Annotated in this window: 19 protein-coding genes; 8 read left to right on the top strand and 11 right to left on the bottom strand. The window is 40.7% G+C overall.

Going from position 1 to position 17,370, the window contains the following annotated elements:
- Window positions 1-7: 7 nt before the first annotated feature.
- From N2257_02545 to N2257_02505, 9 genes are all read right to left on the bottom strand, one after another.
- Complete coding sequence (locus tag N2257_02545) at window positions 8-1,123, bottom strand: DUF4388 domain-containing protein (GenBank protein MCX7793275.1); 1,116 nt, start codon at window positions 1,121-1,123, stop codon at window positions 8-10.
- A 107-nt stretch (window positions 1,124-1,230) separates the two neighbouring features.
- A complete protein-coding gene (locus tag N2257_02540; GenBank protein MCX7793274.1) occupies window positions 1,231-1,815 on the bottom strand; it encodes a MarC family protein in 585 nt (194 codons plus the stop codon).
- 1 nt (window position 1,816) lies between these two features.
- The gene (locus N2257_02535) at window positions 1,817-2,539 is read right to left on the bottom strand and encodes a cytochrome c biogenesis protein CcdA (GenBank protein MCX7793273.1); all 723 of its coding nucleotides are present in this window, start codon (window positions 2,537-2,539) and stop codon (window positions 1,817-1,819) included.
- A gap of 6 nt (window positions 2,540-2,545) precedes the next feature.
- On the bottom strand, window positions 2,546-3,037 hold the full coding sequence (locus N2257_02530) for a MogA/MoaB family molybdenum cofactor biosynthesis protein (protein ID MCX7793272.1): 492 nt from the start codon (window positions 3,035-3,037) through the stop codon (window positions 2,546-2,548).
- Window positions 3,006-3,467, bottom strand: coding sequence for an MOSC domain-containing protein (locus tag N2257_02525; GenBank protein ID MCX7793271.1), 462 nt, complete (start codon window positions 3,465-3,467; stop codon window positions 3,006-3,008). Before N2257_02525 ends, N2257_02530 begins: the two co-directional genes overlap by 32 nt.
- Window position 3,468: 1 nt before the next feature.
- The gene (locus N2257_02520; GenBank protein MCX7793270.1) at window positions 3,469-3,786 is read right to left on the bottom strand and encodes a hypothetical protein; all 318 of its coding nucleotides are present in this window, start codon (window positions 3,784-3,786) and stop codon (window positions 3,469-3,471) included.
- The gene (gene hemB / locus N2257_02515) at window positions 3,771-4,742 is read right to left on the bottom strand and encodes a porphobilinogen synthase (protein MCX7793269.1); all 972 of its coding nucleotides are present in this window, start codon (window positions 4,740-4,742) and stop codon (window positions 3,771-3,773) included. Before hemB ends, N2257_02520 begins: the two co-directional genes overlap by 16 nt.
- A gap of 84 nt (window positions 4,743-4,826) precedes the next feature.
- Window positions 4,827-5,903, bottom strand: a complete 1,077-nt coding sequence (locus N2257_02510) for an HD domain-containing protein (GenBank protein ID MCX7793268.1) — start codon at window positions 5,901-5,903, stop codon at window positions 4,827-4,829.
- Between the two features lie 21 nt (window positions 5,904-5,924).
- Window positions 5,925-6,710: an NlpC/P60 family protein gene (locus N2257_02505; GenBank protein MCX7793267.1), complete on the bottom strand. Its 786-nt coding sequence runs from the start codon at window positions 6,708-6,710 to the stop codon at window positions 5,925-5,927.
- 74 nt (window positions 6,711-6,784) lie between these two features.
- Here N2257_02505 and proC point away from each other — a divergent pair, with 74 nt between their 5' ends.
- The 8 genes from proC to N2257_02465 all read left to right on the top strand — a co-directional run bounded on the left by proC (window position 6,785) and on the right by N2257_02465 (window position 15,359).
- Complete coding sequence (proC, locus tag N2257_02500) at window positions 6,785-7,582, top strand: pyrroline-5-carboxylate reductase (protein MCX7793266.1); 798 nt, start codon at window positions 6,785-6,787, stop codon at window positions 7,580-7,582.
- Window positions 7,583-7,717: 135 nt separating this feature from the next.
- Window positions 7,718-8,017 carry a YggT family protein gene (locus tag N2257_02495; GenBank protein MCX7793265.1) on the top strand — a complete coding sequence of 100 codons (300 nt, stop codon included), beginning with the start codon at window positions 7,718-7,720 and terminating at the stop codon, window positions 8,015-8,017.
- Between the two features lie 40 nt (window positions 8,018-8,057).
- Window positions 8,058-8,531 carry a DivIVA domain-containing protein gene (locus N2257_02490; protein MCX7793264.1) on the top strand — a complete coding sequence of 158 codons (474 nt, stop codon included), beginning with the start codon at window positions 8,058-8,060 and terminating at the stop codon, window positions 8,529-8,531.
- Window positions 8,521-9,777, top strand: a complete 1,257-nt coding sequence (gene hisS / locus N2257_02485) for a histidine--tRNA ligase (protein MCX7793263.1) — start codon at window positions 8,521-8,523, stop codon at window positions 9,775-9,777. Before N2257_02490 ends, hisS begins: the two co-directional genes overlap by 11 nt.
- A gap of 55 nt (window positions 9,778-9,832) precedes the next feature.
- The gene (locus tag N2257_02480) at window positions 9,833-10,780 is read left to right on the top strand and encodes a putative sulfate exporter family transporter (GenBank protein ID MCX7793262.1); all 948 of its coding nucleotides are present in this window, start codon (window positions 9,833-9,835) and stop codon (window positions 10,778-10,780) included.
- Window positions 10,773-13,922 (top strand): PAS domain S-box protein, encoded by a 3,150-nt coding sequence (locus N2257_02475; GenBank protein ID MCX7793261.1) that lies wholly within the window; start codon window positions 10,773-10,775, stop codon window positions 13,920-13,922. The genes N2257_02480 and N2257_02475 overlap by 8 nt, the downstream gene beginning before the upstream one ends.
- Window positions 13,919-14,287: a response regulator gene (locus tag N2257_02470; GenBank protein ID MCX7793260.1), complete on the top strand. Its 369-nt coding sequence runs from the start codon at window positions 13,919-13,921 to the stop codon at window positions 14,285-14,287. The genes N2257_02475 and N2257_02470 overlap by 4 nt, the downstream gene beginning before the upstream one ends.
- Window positions 14,265-15,359, top strand: coding sequence for an HD domain-containing protein (locus N2257_02465; protein ID MCX7793259.1), 1,095 nt, complete (start codon window positions 14,265-14,267; stop codon window positions 15,357-15,359). The genes N2257_02470 and N2257_02465 overlap by 23 nt, the downstream gene beginning before the upstream one ends.
- On the opposite strand, the gene N2257_02460 is transcribed toward N2257_02465, so the two are convergent.
- Window positions 15,328-16,683 carry a YchF/TatD family DNA exonuclease gene (locus tag N2257_02460; protein ID MCX7793258.1) on the bottom strand — a complete coding sequence of 452 codons (1,356 nt, stop codon included), beginning with the start codon at window positions 16,681-16,683 and terminating at the stop codon, window positions 15,328-15,330. The genes N2257_02465 and N2257_02460 overlap by 32 nt on opposite strands.
- The coding region (locus N2257_02455) for a phosphoglycerate mutase (GenBank protein ID MCX7793257.1) at window positions 16,680-17,370 on the bottom strand (691 nt) is incomplete at its 5' end. The genes N2257_02455 and N2257_02460, both read right to left, overlap by 4 nt.

The following is a 17,370-nucleotide window of genomic DNA, read 5'->3' as shown; positions in this document are numbered from 1 at the left end:
AGTTGAATCAATCCTTATCCTGAATCTGCCGGAGTCGTCTCTCAAGAAGCGCCTTTTCAAGGGCAAGACCTGCCTGGTTTATAAAGATCTCAAGACCTTCTGTATGGGCAAAGGGTTCATTCCCAGGTGCATTGTCACAGTAAAGCATGGCAACAACTCTCTGTTCAGCTATAATTGGGAAAAAGGCAACCTCCTTTGGCCAACCACCACCAATCAGACTTATAAATCTCTCTGTAACACTATCTCTACGGAGCTGACCCTTATAAACAGCCGCCTGATTGATTATACCTCTTAAAAAGTCTGACTCCTTAAAGTTGAGTCTTACCTTCCTTATCTTCTCATCAGCTGCCTCAATCTCAAGACCGAACTGCCCGAGCCCTAGTATCTCCTCATCATCCACCATAAATAGAACCCCTCTCTGGAATATATCACTGGCAAATCTAAGTATGAGAAGCGTTATCTCAGAGGCAGAACTTGGAAATCTCAATTCAACACTCAGAGCTCTCAGCTGTGAAATATCCTTTCTTTCTTCAGGAGGCCTTCCAAACCATTCCTCTTCATCTTCTTTTGATTCCTGTGTTGGGAATATCTCCTCCGTTTTTATAAACTCCTGGTGCTGTGTCTCATCATAAACCCTTGCACCTTCCATAAGGAGATACTCCGGGCTCAATCCTTTTGAGACCTCCCATCCTGTATCCATATAAGATGAAACAGCATCAAGATTGAGGATATCAAGTTCAAACTCAAAGTCTCCATCCTGCCACTGCATAAGGTCAAAGACAACTCTCTCTATCCTCTTTTTTGAAGCCCTGTCAAGGACCTCCCTGGTTACTGCACCGAGGTCAAAGAGAATATCTGCAATTGATTTTTCAGGTAATAATCTCTTTGTCTCAAGGGCGAGGTTCAGGATTGAGTGACTCACAAAACCATCTTTCATTAGGTCTTCGCCGAGATTTGTACCCAGGGTATCGGATTCTGCTCGTACTACAAGGCCATTTTTGAATACAACAAAGGCATTTTTATTTCTGCCTCTTATAAGAAGGGTACCTGTTTTTTTACCGATGCTCAGAATCTGGAATATATCAGAAAGGGCAAGATCTTCAAGCCTTCCTACAAGACTCATTATTTTATAAGCTCCTCTTGGGTTCCATACCTTTTCAGATTGCAGTAACAGTTAAAGTATATCAGGCAAAAAGAGGGTGAGTCAAATAAAAAGGCTCATAATAAAGGTTAAAAAAGATAAGCTTGAGACAGTAGATTGAAGATTCCCATCCTTATCATCATAACTGCTATTGCTCCAAGAAGGAGTGCCATGACCTTGGAAAAGGCAAGGATTCCCTCCTTGCCGAGAAACCTCACAATACTGCCAGCCCAGGTAAAACATAGCCACACAATAAAGAGATTAACTACGAAAGATAAAACTGTCATAAAAATTCCAAATTGTTCAACAAGCATAAGAAGGGTTGTCAGAACTGCTGGACCAACTATCAATGGTACACCTATTGGAACAACCCCTGCAGCTGGAGAGTGTTGCCTTCTTTCCTTATGTCTTACTATTTCTGATACAGCAATCACGAGGAGAAGAATTCCACCTGCAATCTTGAAATCATCTACAGTGATTCCAAGGAGTGAAAAAATAGCCCTGCCAATGAAGAGAAAAGTGATACCAGTGAAGAAAGCTGTAATTACTGATTTTCTTATTACCGAATTTCTCTGCGCCTTTGACATCCCTTCAGTAAGACTCAAAAATACGCCGAGCACAGCAAAGATGTCTATTGCAACAAATACGGGAATAAAGGTTTTGAGAAATGCCATCTTAGAGTTTTATCCCTATATCAGGCATATACTGTGAAATTAAACCAAGAGAACCGGTAATAAGCATTATTCCAAATGCTATAAGTATCAATCCACTCAAGAGCATTACATAGCGCATATATCTTTGGATCTTCTTTATATAACTTAGAAAGATATTTATTGCAAGGGCTGAAATTACAAAGGGAAGTCCTAGACCTATTGAATATACCCCGAGTAGTCCCATTCCATAAAGTACAGAATCCTTTGTTGAGGCATAAATAAGGATACTTCCAAGGACAGGTCCAATGCACGGTGTCCACCCGGCACCAAAGGTCATGCCTATAAAGAATGAACCGAACAGTCCTGCTGGTCTATCCTTAAGTTCAAACCTTCTTTCGCGCATAAGAAAATTGAGATTTAAAATACCTGCTACAAAGAGACCAAATATTATTATGAGTATCCCGCCCGCAACACTCAGCACATCCCTGTACTGAAAGAATAATCTTCCAATCGTTGTTGAAGAGGCTCCAAGAAGGACAAATACAACAGTAAAGCCAGCTACGAAAGCCAGGGAGTTAACAAGTGTCACCTTTCTTATCCTCGCCCTTTCTGGAGACTCTGTAAGATCTTTGAAAGATAGACCTGTTATATAGGATATATAAGAGGGTATCAGTGGCAACACACAGGGACTCAAAAAGGACACCACTCCTGCAAGAAAGGCAAGAGGAAGGGAAACATCTTTCATAACCGTTTACCCCTTGGTAAGTGAGGCACACTCAGATGTATCGCCCTTTATCTTTTCTATGGCGTGAGGAATTACCGAAAGAATGACTTCAAGATTTTCTTTTACAGCCCTTGGATTTCCGGGTAGATTTATTATTAAACAGTTACCTCTCACACCCGCCACTGCTCTTGAGAGCATTGCCATTGGAGTCTTTTTAAGACCCTCATACCTCATGGCCTCTGAAATACCAGGTATCTCACGTTCTATTACCTCAATTGTTGCCTCGGGTGTAACATCCCTTGGTGAAAGGCCTGTACCGCCTGTAGTCAATACCAGATCAACCCTTTCTGAAAATTCCATTAGTTTTTTCTTTATAATCTCCTTTTCATCAGGGATTATTTCGTATAATAAAACCTCTCCCATATCCTTTACCATATCCCTTATAACCTGACCGCTCTCGTCTATCCTTTCACCCTTTGAAGCCCTGTCACTCATTGTGAGTATTCCTATCCTTATCATTTTGAACCTCTATCCTGTCGCCTATCCTTATAATACCACCCCTGAGAACTTTAACGAAGATACCTTCCGCTGGCATGACACAGTCTCCTGCCTGTCTGAATATGGCACACCTTGTGTGACATTCCTTTCCAATCTGACTTACCTCAGCAATCACCTGACCGATGCTGAGTTTAGTTCCAAGCGGAAGACTGAGAAGGTCTATTCCTTCCGTGGTTATGTTTTCTGCAAAATCACCGGGCTTAACATCAAGACCTTTTTTACGCATCTTCTCAATGCTTTCAATTCCCAGAAGGCTAATCTGCCTGTGCCATAAAGGGCTGGCATGTGCATCTCCAAGGAGTCCGAAATTCGCATCCACCCTTGCCTCAGGTACGGGCCTTTTTTTAGTACCCTTTTTCTCACTTATATTTATGGATACTATTCTTGCCATCCTAACGTTGTGTCCTTACCCTCTTTACAGTTTTACCTTTTTGTTCTTTTGAATTGAGATCAGCCAGTTTGTACTGTCTGAGTTTTTCTCTGAGAGTATTTCTGCTTATACCCAGTGTTTTAGCTGCCCGGAGCTGGTTACCCTCTGTGGAATCAATAACTATCTTTATCAGTGCCTTCTCCACCTCACTCATAACAGTGTCGTAGAGATTTGACCGTTCAAGACGGGTCATCTCTTTGATATATTTTTTCAATTTTTCAGAAAGGAATTCTTCAAGCGTACAAGAGCTCAGAATCTCTCTTTTTACTCCTGGAGCCATCTTGCCACATCCTTTGCATGATAGGTTAATATGAGGTCAGCACCTGCCCTCTTTATAGATGTGAGGATCTCAAGGACAATCCTCTTTTCATCAATCCATCCCTTTAGTGAGGCTGACTTTACAAGGCTGTATTCACCGCTTACATTGTATGCAGCTACAGGGAGATCAAAATTATTTCTTATATCAGATATAATGTCAAGATAGGATAAAGCCGGTTTCACCATTACTATATCGGCTCCTTCCTCTATATCGAGCCTCACCTCCCTGAGTGCTTCACGCCTGTTTGGAGGATCCATCTGGTAGGAACGCCTGTCTCCAAACCTGGGTGCAGACTGGGCTGCCTCCCTGAAAGGACCGTAAAAAGCAGAGGCATATTTTGCTGCATAGCTCATAATGGGGATATGACCGAATCCCTCTCTATCAAGAGCCTCCCTGATTGCCTTAACCCTTCCATCCATCATGTCGGATGGTGCAACCATATCAGCACCTGCACGGGCATGGGAAAGGGCCTCAAGCTGAAGAAGTTCAAGTGTCTGGTCATTGATTATCTCATTACCTCTCACTATTCCGCAGTGTCCGTGGCTTGTGTATTCACAGAGACAGACATCTGTGATAACATAAAGCTCTGGAACCTTATCCTTTATTGCCTTTATTGCCTGCTGAACAACTCCATCTTCTCTGTATGCATGGCTCCCATACTCATCCTTCTCTTCAGGGATACCGAAAAGTATTACAGCAGGAATGCCCAGGCCATGAATCTCCTTTGCATGCCTTCCAATAAGGTCAACAGATTCCTGATAACAGCCGGGCATTGAGGAAATCTCATTTTTTATGTTTCTCCCAGCAATCACAAAAAGAGGATAGATAAGGTCATCAAGCCTGAGATGGTTTTCCCTTACCATCCTTCTTATCGTCTCATTTGTTCTCAATCTTCTTGGTCTGTGAACAGGAAACACAGATCAACCTCCGTGAAGATTATTATGAAAAGATTGCTCTTGCTTAATTACATGCAAAAGTCTATCAGAAGGACTTATAAGTAGTCAACTAAGAGCTTTTATGAAGGCATTAACAACTACGGGATCAAATTGCCTTCCACTGGATTTTTTTAATTCCTCAAAGGCCTGTTCTCTTGATAGGGCCTTTCTGTAAGGTCTGTCAGTTGTCATGGCATCATAGGCATCAGCAACAGCAATAATCCTTGCAAAAAGCGGTATATCTTCACCCTTTAGACCATCAGGATAACCTGAGCCATCATACTTTTCGTGATGACCTCTCATTCCAGGGATTACATCCTTGAGCTGCTTTATGTGTTCAAGGATTTCGGCACCGTATTTTGGGTGAAGATTCATTACCATTGCCTCTTCCTCTGTAAGATTAGTTTTTTTGAGAAGTATGCTGTCACGGATTCCGATCTTACCGATATCATGGAGAATGGCTGCAAGTTTAAGGTTTTCCAGCTCTCTACCTGATAGTCCCAATTCCCTTCCGGTGGCAAGGCTGTATTGCATAACTCTCCTTGTATGTCCACCTGTATAGGGATCTCTCTTTTCAATGGTCTCTGCAAGTGCCTCTATGGTGCCATAAAAGGTTTCCTTTAATTCTTTATAGAGATTGGCATTTTCTATAGCTACTGCCACCTGATTGGCAAAAGCCTTCAGTATCTCCATGTCGTCCTTATCAAATCTTCCATTCTTTTTATTTATTGCCTCAAGGACCCCTATGGTTCTTTCCTTTGTCTTGACAGGTACGCATACAAGATCCCTTGTTTTAAATTTACTCTTCTCATCAACACCTCTGAAAAACCTCGGGTCATTCTGGGCATCATGAACAATCAGGGGTTCTCCTCTTTCAGCGACCCATCCGGCTATTCCCTCACCCATCCTCAGTCTTACCTCCTTAACCTCATCAGCCTTCTCACCTGTTGCAACCTCAAAGAAAAGCTCTCCTCTCTCAATATCAACAAGAAGAAGACTTCCTGCCTCTGCATCAACAAGCTCCGCAGCTGCCTCTATTGCCCTCCTTCTTACCTCCCTGGTATCAAGGGTAGAGTTAATCAAGGATGTCATTCTTATAAGGGCATTAAGCTGTCTAAGTTTTCTTTCTGTATTTTTATCCATTTTTTATCTATGAATCATGTTTTACTGTTCAAGGTATCTCCTTATTCCTGCAAATCTTTTAATATAATATGGACTATCAAGTTCAGCAATTATAACCCTTCCTGCAATTCTTGATGCATGGATGAATTTATTTTCACCAATATATATTCCAACATGATCCGGTTCTGATGATCTTCTTATATAGAAAAAGACAAGATCACCAGGGAGCATTTCCTCCTTCTTGATACTTTTACCGTAAAGGAATAAATCCCTCACAGTCCTCGGTATCTCTATTCCTGCATTCCTGAATACAATCCACACAAGACCGGAGCAATCCATTCCAGCCAGAGTTGCTCCACCAATTCTGTATGGTATATCAAGATAGGAAAGAGCGAATTGAATAAGACCCTCCCTCCTTTCAGTTTTTTCTTGATCATGATTAGAAAAGTCTTCAGGAGGATATAACTCCGCCTTTACTGAGGTTTCATCTGGATGTCCTGATGGCTCAATCTGAACCCTTTCTGATCTTTCTTTATATTCAATAATTAATATCTGACCCGCTTTTATTATGTCCTTATTTATCCTGTTAAGTCTTTTTAATTCTCTTAGTGGCACACCAGTTTTTTTTGAAATGCTGTAAAGGGTATCACCCCTTTTTACTTTATAGGTCTTATGTCCTGAATTCACACCGGTATGTGAGCGATCCGCAGGAGACCTTAGGCCTTCGATCATGCCTGATTTATATGTACTATCCATATTCGATGAGGCTTCAGCAAGAAAAGGACAGGATAGGAGAATTATTAAAAATAAAAAAACAATTATGTTCATAGCATATTTTATCATACATGGATGAATCACTAAACTTGACACAGATGAGACTTCCGTGATAAGTTCAATGAATCATGATAGGATTCATAGGCGGTGGAAATATGGCAGAGGCCCTCATAAGGGGCATCCTGAGAAGCAGTTCAATAAAACCAAATGATATCATTGTCTCTGAACCACGGCAGGAAAGAAGAAGATACCTCTCCGAGACCTACAGCATAAAAACCACTGCATCAAACAGAGAGACTGCAGAACTATCCAGGATCATAATACTTGCGGTAAAACCCCAGAATATGGATGTTGTCCTTGATGAGATAAAAGACCTCATGAGTACTGAAAAGGTTATAGTCTCAGTTGCCGCAGGCATCAGAATATCCTATATCAGATCAAGGCTAGGGACCGATAGAATCATAAGAGTAATGCCGAACACACCTGCCCTGATCGGAGAGGGAATATCAGTGTATTCTCTATGTGAATGCTTTACTGGCACGGAGGTGAACATTGTAAAAGAGATCTTAATGTCTGTGGGCAAGGTAATAAGTCTTCCTGAAAAATATATGGATGCAGTAACCGCTCTCTCAGGTAGCGGTCCGGGCTTTATTGCCTATTTTGTGGAAGCAATGATAGAAGGGGGCATAAAAGCAGGTCTACCTGAAGATGTAGCCACAGAGCTTACCCTCCAGACAATATCCGGTACCTCGAAACTCCTTGAGACCGGTCTCAGCCCTAAGAAGTTAAGGGAAATGGTCACGTCACCAGGTGGAACCACCCTTGCAGGACTAAATGTTCTTAACAGCAGGGACTTTAAAGGTCTTATAGCAGAGATGATCTTAGCAGCAAAAAAGAGGGCTGAGGAACTCGCCTCAGCTCAGTAAAAATCTCATTACTTTTTAAATTACAGGATGGTTGATTTTTTTAATTAAAGATAAAATATAATCCTCTGATTACTTCACTTTATAGCTACAATCAGGTGTGATATAATTGATGTGATAAATCTGAGGGAGGTTTTTATGTTTGTTTTAGGAAATCTTTTGATTGCTATTGCTGATATACTTGATATAGTTCTCACTATCTACATGTGGATAATAATAATTGCAGCACTTGTGAGCTGGGTAAACCCGGATCCCTATAATCCTCTGGTGAGAATCCTTTACGGACTCACAGAACCTGTATTAAGACCTGTAAGAAGGATACTCGGTTTCAGGCTTGGACCTGTGGACCTCTCTCCCATGATTGTCATTCTGGGAATTTACTTTATCAAAAAGTTTTTTATAGTAACACTTATTGAGCTGGGACATAAATTGAAATAAAAAGGTGTTTTTAAACTATCATTTCTTAAGGAGGTAAAAATTGCGAATAACACCCCTTGATATTCAGCAAAAACAGTTTCCCATCAGATTCAGAGGTTTTGATGTGGAGGAGGTCTACGCCTTTCTTGAGATAGTCAGGGAGGAGATGGAGAATCTGCTCAGGGAAAATGCTTCCCTGAAAGAGCAGATTCAGAGACTTGAAAGCCAGTTAAAGGAATACAGGGATATGGAGACTACTCTCAGGGAAACCCTGATGACTGCCCAGCAGATGGTCGAAGAATTCAGGAATAATGCCAGAAAGCAGGCTGAGCTTATGATAAAAGAAGCAGAACTCAAAGCAGAACAGATGGTCAGGGAAGCACAGGATAAGGTTATAAAGATACATGAGGATATAATGGATCTGAAGGGCATAAGACGGCACATAAAGGAAGAATTGAGAAGACTTCTTGAGAGCCACATGAGGATGCTGGAATTTGACAGAGAACGCGAGGAAGGCAGAACTGATGAGGTTTAGCAGGGTTAAGGGTGTCCATGATATATATGCACCAGAGGTCTATCTTTATCAGAAGATTGAAGAGGTATCTCAGGAGTTTTTCAGGTTATATGGTTTCAAGGAGATAAGGCTGCCGATAATAGAATATACAGAACTTTTCCGGAGAAGTATAGGAACCACGACAGATATCGTAGAAAAGGAGATGTATACCTTCAATGATAAAGCTGGCAGATCAATAACCCTGAGACCTGAAGGCACAGCGGGTGCAGTGAGGGCTTATATAGAAAACGGTCTTTATAATCTGCCCGTTCCCCAGAAATTTTACTATACAGGTCCGATGTTCAGATATGAAAGACCACAGGCAGGAAGGTTCAGGCAGTTTCACCAGATAGGCGTTGAGGCCTTTGGAATAGCAGAACCCAGGATGGATGCAGAGGTCATGCTCCTTTTAAGAAGCATTTTAAATAAGCTCGGTTTTCAGGACCTAACAATCGAGCTCAATTCACTGGGCTGTTCTCAGTGTAGACCTCGCTATAGAGAAAAACTTATAGAATTCTTTTCAGGAAGGATAAAGGCATTCTGTACTGACTGCCAGAGAAGGTTTGAAAAAAATCCCTTAAGGCTTCTTGACTGTAAAGTTCCGGGCTGTATAAAAGAGAGAGGGGACGCTCCTTCCATTCTTGATTTTCTCTGTAAAGACTGTCTGAGCCACTTTGATAAACTCAGGTCCTATCTAGAGTATATGGGTATCCTTTATACAGTCAAACCGGACCTTGTAAGAGGTCTTGATTATTACACCAGGACAATTTTTGAGGTGAAGAGTGAATCCCTCGGAGCCCAGAACGCTATAGCAGCTGGTGGAAGATATGATAATCTTGTTGAGGAATTTGGTGGCCCGCCAACACCCGCCACTGGTTTTGCAATAGGCATGGAGAGGCTGGTGAGTCTTCTTAAAGAAAGAGAGGAGATAAAGGAAAAAGGACCTCATTTTTTTCTTGCCTTCCTCGGAGATGAGGCAGAAAGGGTATGTTTTAAGATTGCTGAAAGATTGAGAGAAAAAGGCCTCTGGGTTGAGCTTGGTACAGGTTCTTCTTTAAAAAGTCAGCTGAGGAGGGCGGACAGATTGAAGTCAGAATATGTCATAATAATCGGTGAGGATGAATTGAAACGGTCCCGTCTCAGGTGGAAAAGACTCTCTGATGGCTCCGAAGGAGAAATAGGGGAACAAGACATAGAGAGCCTGGCAATCAATAAGTTTGGAGATTGAGTTAAAACGTGTTGGTTAGCTGAATTTAAAAATTTATAAAAAGGATAGCATATCTATGATGGGTATTCTTCTATCATTTGTTATAGGTCTTATCTCACTGTGGATATCGTCCATACACCCCAGTCTTGATAGTCTGGTTTTATCAATTATCATTGGAATGCTTGTCGGAAATTTTGTTGAAAAAAAGTCCTCTCTTCAGACAGGCATTAATGTCTGCATTAAATACTTCCTTCCGGCAGGGATAATACTCTATGGAACACAGCTCGTCCTTCATCAAGAAAATATATCTCATATGTTAGCGGTTCCGGTTATATTCATCTTGACCTTTATGTTCACCTTTTTTATCGGTCGTCTTCTTGGTATCAATAAAGCCTTTTCCCTTCTTCTCTCCTCGGGTCTTGCTGTATGTGGAACTGTAACAATTACTATTATCTCTCCTCTTGTTGGTACAAAAAAAGAAGAAACTTCACTTTCTATTATATCAGTTATGGTAGTAGGCCTTATAGGACTGATTGTATATCCGCTTTTGAATGTTGTTTCTGGTATGAGCAATGATGGATTTGCCCTTTTTACAGGCACAACACTGCCGATGCTCGGTCAAGTAAAGGTTGTAGGGAATATAACGGGCGAAGCAATACTCAATAAAGCTATTCATTATAAAACCCTTAGGGTCTCTCTTTTAATGATTCTCATACTATGGTTTGGCCTTATCTCAAAGGACAAAAGAGAAGAGAGCATTATCTCCTTTCCCAGATTTTTGAGGATAATCCTTGTAGCAGGTTTTTTTACCATGGTTATAACAGTCAACACCCTGGCACCAGGCTTAAAGAAGCTTTTTGAACCATTAAGCATATTTTTTCTTACAGTAACCCTATCTGCAATAGGTCTGAGTGTGGATTTTGATTCTATTGCTGACATAGGACCAAAGCCTTTATATGCTGTTTTTATTTCATGGGTCCTAATAAGCCTACTGGTTCATATCTACTGCCTTTATTATGTATAAACTTAAGATAATCTATATAATTTTTCTCATTCTCTTTTCTGTGGTTGCCCTCACAGTTATACCCATTGTATTTATGATCGGTCATTACAGTAGAGAAATCCAGAGCTCCTTAATAGAGAGAATTTTTGTAATAGCCTTTTACAGTCTTATACTTTCCTTTATCCTCTCTCTGTTTCTTTCAAGAAAGATTACAAGACCCTTAAGTATGCTGAAAAAGGCAGCTTTCAGAGTCAGAGAAGGTAAGTTTGATTTTGAAATACCCTATAGAGCTTCTGATGAATTTGGTGAACTTATAAAGACATTCAACATAATGACAAGGGGACTGAAGGAGACAACAGAGGAGCTTAAAAAAAAGGAATTCTACATTGAGAGGATGACAGACCCGCTCATTGTCATTGACCAGGACGGCAAAATTATAGATATCAATCCAGCCTTTACCAGGCTTTTCGGATATGAAAGAGATGAGATACTTGGTGTATCAGTTCAAAAAACTTTTCCTGAATTTAAAAATAATGAAGAAAGAACAGGAGAGCTTAAGGGCATAACCAAGGAAGGGAATACCATACCCCTGCTCTTTACGGCAACATCTATGAAATTTAACGGAACTGAATATACAATCCTTACCCTGAAGGACTTCAGAGAGGGCCTTGCCTTGAGGGAGGAGATAAGGCTCTCAAGGGATTATCTTGAGACAATAATGAACAGCATCCAGGATGAGCTTCTAGTAATAGACAGGGATTTCAGTGTAATAAAGGCAAATGATGCTGTGAGAAAAAGAATAGGCATGAATCCTGAAGGGAAATTTTGTTATTCCATTTCCCATCTTCTTGAAAGACCCTGTAGTGAGAATAGAGAATTGCGATGCCCTGTAAGAATGGTTTTCAATACAGGTATGCCCTTTGTTACAGAGCATGAACATAAGGACCTAACAGGCAAAAACCGCACCTATGAAATTATAGCCTATCCATTAAAAGGAAAAGATGAAAGAGTGGACAATGTAATAGAATTCATGAGAGATATAACAGAGAAAAAATCTATAGAGGAGGAGCTTAGAAAGAAGAACAGAGAACTTGGTCTTCTGAATGAGGTCTCAGCAATTCTTTCAAGGTCTCTTAAGGCAGAGGAGATATTCAACTCAGTAATTGAAAAACTCAAAGAGACCTTCGGGATGGACGGTGGAGGTATATTTATACTTGACAGGGAAACTCTTGTCTGTCGCTACCATTCAGGCATATCAGAGGAATTTATAAGACAGGCAGGCCGCGTTCCTCTGGGAATTGACATTCCCGGCAGGGTTGCCCAATCAGGCACTATTGTATGCACCAATGATGTATCTATGGATCCCAGACTTGAAAGATCAATACTGAGACATGCTGGTATAAAAGGATACTGCTGTATTCCCTTAAAGGGTAAGGAGAGAATTCTTGGTGTCTTCTGTCTATTCACATTCAGACCCTATAAGTGGAGCATGGAAGATGAGGATATCCTGAGGTCAATAGGAGAGTTAATAGGCCTTGCCTTTGAGAATATATTTCTCTACGAAAAATCGCAGAATCTCTACAGAACACTCAGGGATAAAAGGCAGAAGGAACTAGAAGATCTTTCTATCATGGTGGACATACTCTCCGGTACCAGGGGGCTTGAGGAATTAATGGAAAACTCGCTTATTTTTATAAAGGAGAGGCTGAATACAGATGGAATTGGCCTTATACGTAAAGACCAGTCTGGAAATTTCATTCTGAGAAAACTCATACCCCGTATAAAGGGCATAGATGAACCACTATTGCTTTATAACGAAAATGTAAGTTCCCAGGAGGCCCTTTCCATAAAGGAAGGTGTCATAGTGCAGGTAAAGGATATAAAATTGGAGCCAAGATTTTATTATCATGATATATTCAGAAACAATTTTATTTCCTATCTCACCATACCATTATCCTCCGGTGAAAGGACAATTGGAGCTCTGAGCCTTTTTTCGAAAACACCACGGGATTTTCAAGAAGAAGAGATACACTTTCTGAAGATCTTCTCAACTGTCCTTGGCTTATCTATAGAAAGGTCAGAATCTTATGAAATTCTGCTAAGGCAGGAGGCACTCTCAACAACCATACTTGACAGTATTGAAGATGGAGTATACACTGTTGATACTGAAGGATATATAACATCCATGAACAGGGCGTCTGAGGAGATCTTCGGTCTGAGAAGGGAGAGAACCATCGGGAAAAAATGTAGAGACCTTATGCTCCACGGAACAGAAAAGCCGCTATGCGGAACAGAAGAATGTCCTCTAAACCTTGCCCTTCAGGGAAGTGCTTCCTCCACTGAAATGGAATATATTAATCCAAAGGGAAGAAGATTTATTCTCCAGATCAGCTGCCTGCCGCTCAGAGAACCCGTTACCGGGAATATAACAGGTGCCGTTCAGGTTTTCAGGGATGTGACAGGACAGAAAGAACTTGACAGAATCAAGACCGAGATAATTAGGTCTGTATCACATGAATTCAGAACTCCTCTTACGGCCATTATAGGAATGTCAGAAATGATCCTCAATGGAGATGTCTCAGGAGAAAGAGCAAGGGAATACCTGAATATAATGTATAAAGAGGGCCTTAGATTATCAAAGATGATATCAGAACTCCTTGACATCTCAAGACTTGAAAAAAAAGAGTTTTTTAAAATAGGACCGGTTGATTTTAAGAAAATCATAGAATCCATTAAAGAAGCCTTTTCTGATATAATAGAAAAAAAATCCGCCCTTATAGCAATAAGGGTAGAGGGTGATCTTTCAGGTTTCAGAGGAGATGAGGCCAAGATTGAACAGATGCTGAGAAATCTTATTGACAACTCTCTTACCTATTCGGATAGTGGTGTAAGAGTATCTGTACTCCTGAGGAGAGTAAAGGATATGCTTGAGATAAATGTAAGGGATACAGGCTGGGGAATTGCTGAGGAAGATATACCGCATCTTGGTGAGAAATTTTACAGGGGTAAACATGGAGAAAGGACAAAAGGAACAGGCCTTGGACTCAGCCTTGTTAAAGAGATAGTTAAACTCCATGGAGGAATTCTTTCCATAGAAAGCCAGCCGGAAAAGGGCACATCAATACATATAAGCCTGCCCTTTCAGGTAGAGGTAAAAGGATGAAGAAAAAGGTAATGATCATTGATGATGAGCCTTTTATATCGATGATGATTGAGGACAAATTCAAAGATAACTTTCAGGTAATCTCAATTAGGGATAGCTCCCTTGCCATTGATGCGATAAAAAAGGAAAAACCCAATTTAATAATCCTGGACTGGATGATGCCCAGGGTAAGCGGCCTTGATATATTAAAAGCAATAAAATCAGAACCAGAACTGAAGGATATACCCGTATTTATGCTTACCGCTAAAGGACAGGAGGATGACGAGCTTGCAGGTATAAAGTATGGGGCTGAAAGATATATAACGAAACCCTTCAGCCCCAGAGAACTCCTTGAGCTCGTCATTGAAAGAATTGGAAGAGCTTAGTTCATTAAGAAAAGATCTTGAGCTCACAGTAAAGGAACTATCAGAGTCCTATGAGGAATTATCCCTCCTTTACAAAATTACCTCTGAACTGATCGGTCTCGATGTCAATGAGATTGCAGAGAAGGTCCTGAGTCTTGCGGAACGAATCTTCGGGTATAAAAACTCTGTAATACTTTTTTTTGACATGGATAAAAATCTCTATATAAAGGCATGGAGAGGAGATATTGATCTTGAGGAGATAATGAAAGAAAAAAATCTTATTGAAAAAGCACTCAGGGATAAAAAGACGAGGGCATTCTGTAAAATCTCAGACGGCCAGAAGCAGGAAGTATCAATGCTTATAAGCCCTTTAATCGGTAAAAAGTCAGATATAGGTGCCCTCATTATTATTCAGAAACCTTCAAAGGAATTTTTTGCTAATGAGATAAAACTCATGAATACCCTTGCCTCTCATGCAGGACTTTTTATTGAAAATACCATTATATCTTCTGAATTAGAAGAGCTTCTCACTGGAAGCATAAACTGTCTCATAAAAGCCCTCGAGGCATCATCACCATGGACAGCAGGTCATACAGAAAGGGTAGTTCATTATGCAATGGCAATAGGAAGGGAACTCAATTTATCAAGAAAGGAGCTCGAAAGATTAAAGATTGCCTCCCTTCTTCATGATATAGGAAAGATTGGAGTACCTGACTATATCCTTAACAAACCCGGAAAACTTGATGAGGACGAAAGTGTGATCATAAAAGGTCATACAATGAAGGCAGAAGAGATACTACTTTCACTTAAACCCTGTGGTGATATAATCAGGGAGATAAAATATCATCATGAAAGATGGGATGGAAAAGGATTTTATGGACTAAAAGGTGAAACAATACCCCTTATAGCAAGGATTATTGCTGTTGCTGATGCCTTTGATGCAATGACTACTGACAGACCCTACAGAAAAAGGCTTTCCTTTGAACAGGCTGCCTCAGAGATTGAAAAAGCGGAAGGATCACAATTTGACCCTGAGGTTGTTAGGGCCTTCCTCAGGTGGTTCAGCCAACAACACCAAGCTTCCTTATTTTAAGATTAACGCCCAGTTCCTGAGCAAGCCTTCTGCAGGCCTCAATATCAACACCATCCATCTCAACTACAGTAACTGTAACGACCGGGATATGTTTTTTTGCCTCTCTTATGAAATCTAAAACAGCCCTAAAGGCTCCTTTAATCTTAGGTCTGCATATTTTATTGTAGGTCTCCTCATCAGGAGAATTAAGGCTTATGGAGAGGGAATCCACAAGACCCTCGAGTTCTGGAAGTATATTTCTTTTATTAATTAAATTACCGTGCCCGTTAGTATTTATCCTGACCCTGCCACCCCTCTCTTTTATCCAGGCTGAAACCTTCTTTATAACATCCAGTCTCAATGTCGGTTCACCATATCCACAGAAGACTATTTCTTTAAATTTTGCCGGATCACCAATCCGTTCTATAAGTTCCTCTGGAGTGGGTTCTTCTGTTAATCTCAGGTTATGTCCTTTCACATAGTCAGTATGGAATCTCACGCAGAAGGTACAGACATTGGAACACCTGTTTGTAATATTAAGATAGAGCTTATCTCTTATCTTGTAGGCAATAGTCGGCTCAGGAAGAGGCTCTATCTTGAATAATCTCTTTGCATTAAGGGTTGTAATCCTGTCTATATCCTCAAGACTCACACCCCTTAACTCAGCAATCTTTCTTGCTGTATGAACTAAAAAGGCCGGCTCATTTCTTTTGCCCCGCTCAGGTACAGGTGCAAGATAGGGTGCATCTGTTTCTATAAGGATGAATTCATCCGGTATTTCCTTCACAATCTCGGGCAGTTTTTTTGAGTTTTCAAAGGTAACAGGACCTGCTATGGATATATAAAGTCCTCTTTTTACTGCCCACCTTGCCATCTCTTGACTACCCGAAAAACAGTGAAGAACTGCCCTTTTTATATCAAATTCCTCTATGATCTTTACTGTATCTTCAGCTGCATCCCTTGAGTGAATTATTAAAGGAAGGTCAAGGTTAAGGCTCAGTTCTATATGCCTCCTGAAGACATCCCTCTGTATATCTCTTGGAGACCTGTCTCTGTAATAATCAAGACCGGTCTCGCCCACTGCAACTGCCTTTGGATGTTTTAGTATATCAAGTAGTTCCTTCCATGTCTCATCATTAAAATCCTTTGCCTCATGTGGATGGATACCTGCAGAAAAATATATTCCGGAAAATTCCTCTGAAATCTTCATTGCCTTTTGGGCATCTTCTAAATCTGTTGCTACAGTGATAATTATATCGACACCTGAACTCTTTGCCCTCTCAATAACAGAGGCTCTATCCCTGTCAAAATCTTTGAGCTCGAGATGACAATGGGTGTCTATCATGCACCGAATTTTTTCAGTCTGAGGCTGTTGGCAAGTATAAGAGGCATGAGATTTACCGTTTGAAATATACCGAGCTCTCCCTTTGCACACTCCCTCTCTGTAAAGGCAGAACTCAAACCGCCAAGAACAAAGGGAGAACTGAGAAGCAAAGGTACCGGATGCCAGCTATGGGATTTTAATAGACTGGGTGTTGAATGGTCACCTGTTATGACAAGTACATCAGGTTTTAAAGCCAGAATCTCGGGCAGGGCTTTATCAAACTCTTCAATCTTCTTTACCTTACCATCAAAATTACCATCCTCACCATAGGAATCAATCTTTTTAATATGTATAAAGAAGAAATCATATTTATCATAATGAGCCTTCAATGCCTCGAGCTCTTCAGGAATATCACCCTTTATCTCGAGTACATCCATTCCGATAAGTCTGGCAAGCCCCCTGTACATGGGATAGGTTGCAATGCAGATGGCTTTTAGACCATAGGTTTCTTGAAAGTCAGGGATATCCGGGACCATAGATATGCCCCTTAAGAGCACATAATTAGCCTTTTCCTGCTCTCTGATTAGGTATATGATTTTATTCAGAAGTTTTTCTATAATCACTGCAACCCTTTCTGCTTCCTTCCTTAAAGCCTTTACAGGGAGGGGCTCCTTTCCTTCTTTCTGGGGATCTGTATCCATTATACTG

It is taken from the genome of Thermodesulfovibrionales bacterium, assembly GCA_026417875.1.
Taxonomy (GTDB): Bacteria; Nitrospirota; Thermodesulfovibrionia; order Thermodesulfovibrionales; family CALJEL01; genus CALJEL01.
Note: the sequence above shows the minus strand (reverse complement) of the source record. Positions and strands in the feature narration are given on the sequence as shown.

Coding starts and splice junctions, on each gene's coding strand:
- N2257_02510 (MCX7793268.1), bottom strand. CDS start 5,903: ATGGATAAAAATACAGAAAGAAAACTTAGACAGCTTAATGCCCTTATA.
- N2257_02475 (MCX7793261.1), top strand. CDS start 10,773: ATGTATAAACTTAAGATAATCTATATAATTTTTCTCATTCTCTTTTCT.
- N2257_02530 (MCX7793272.1), bottom strand. CDS start 3,037: ATGATAAGGATAGGAATACTCACAATGAGTGACAGGGCTTCAAAGGGT.
- N2257_02525 (MCX7793271.1), bottom strand. CDS start 3,467: ATGGCAAGAATAGTATCCATAAATATAAGTGAGAAAAAGGGTACTAAA.
- N2257_02480 (MCX7793262.1), top strand. CDS start 9,833: ATGATGGGTATTCTTCTATCATTTGTTATAGGTCTTATCTCACTGTGG.
- N2257_02505 (MCX7793267.1), bottom strand. CDS start 6,710: ATGAACATAATTGTTTTTTTATTTTTAATAATTCTCCTATCCTGTCCT.
- N2257_02520 (MCX7793270.1), bottom strand. CDS start 3,786: ATGGCTCCAGGAGTAAAAAGAGAGATTCTGAGCTCTTGTACGCTTGAA.
- proC (MCX7793266.1), top strand. CDS start 6,785: ATGATAGGATTCATAGGCGGTGGAAATATGGCAGAGGCCCTCATAAGG.
- N2257_02470 (MCX7793260.1), top strand. CDS start 13,919: ATGAAGAAAAAGGTAATGATCATTGATGATGAGCCTTTTATATCGATG.
- N2257_02545 (MCX7793275.1), bottom strand. CDS start 1,123: ATGAGTCTTGTAGGAAGGCTTGAAGATCTTGCCCTTTCTGATATATTC.
- N2257_02540 (MCX7793274.1), bottom strand. CDS start 1,815: ATGGCATTTCTCAAAACCTTTATTCCCGTATTTGTTGCAATAGACATC.
- hisS (MCX7793263.1), top strand. CDS start 8,521: ATGAGGTTTAGCAGGGTTAAGGGTGTCCATGATATATATGCACCAGAG.
- N2257_02535 (MCX7793273.1), bottom strand. CDS start 2,539: ATGAAAGATGTTTCCCTTCCTCTTGCCTTTCTTGCAGGAGTGGTGTCC.
- N2257_02460 (MCX7793258.1), bottom strand. CDS start 16,683: ATGATAGACACCCATTGTCATCTCGAGCTCAAAGATTTTGACAGGGAT.
- N2257_02495 (MCX7793265.1), top strand. CDS start 7,718: ATGTTTGTTTTAGGAAATCTTTTGATTGCTATTGCTGATATACTTGAT.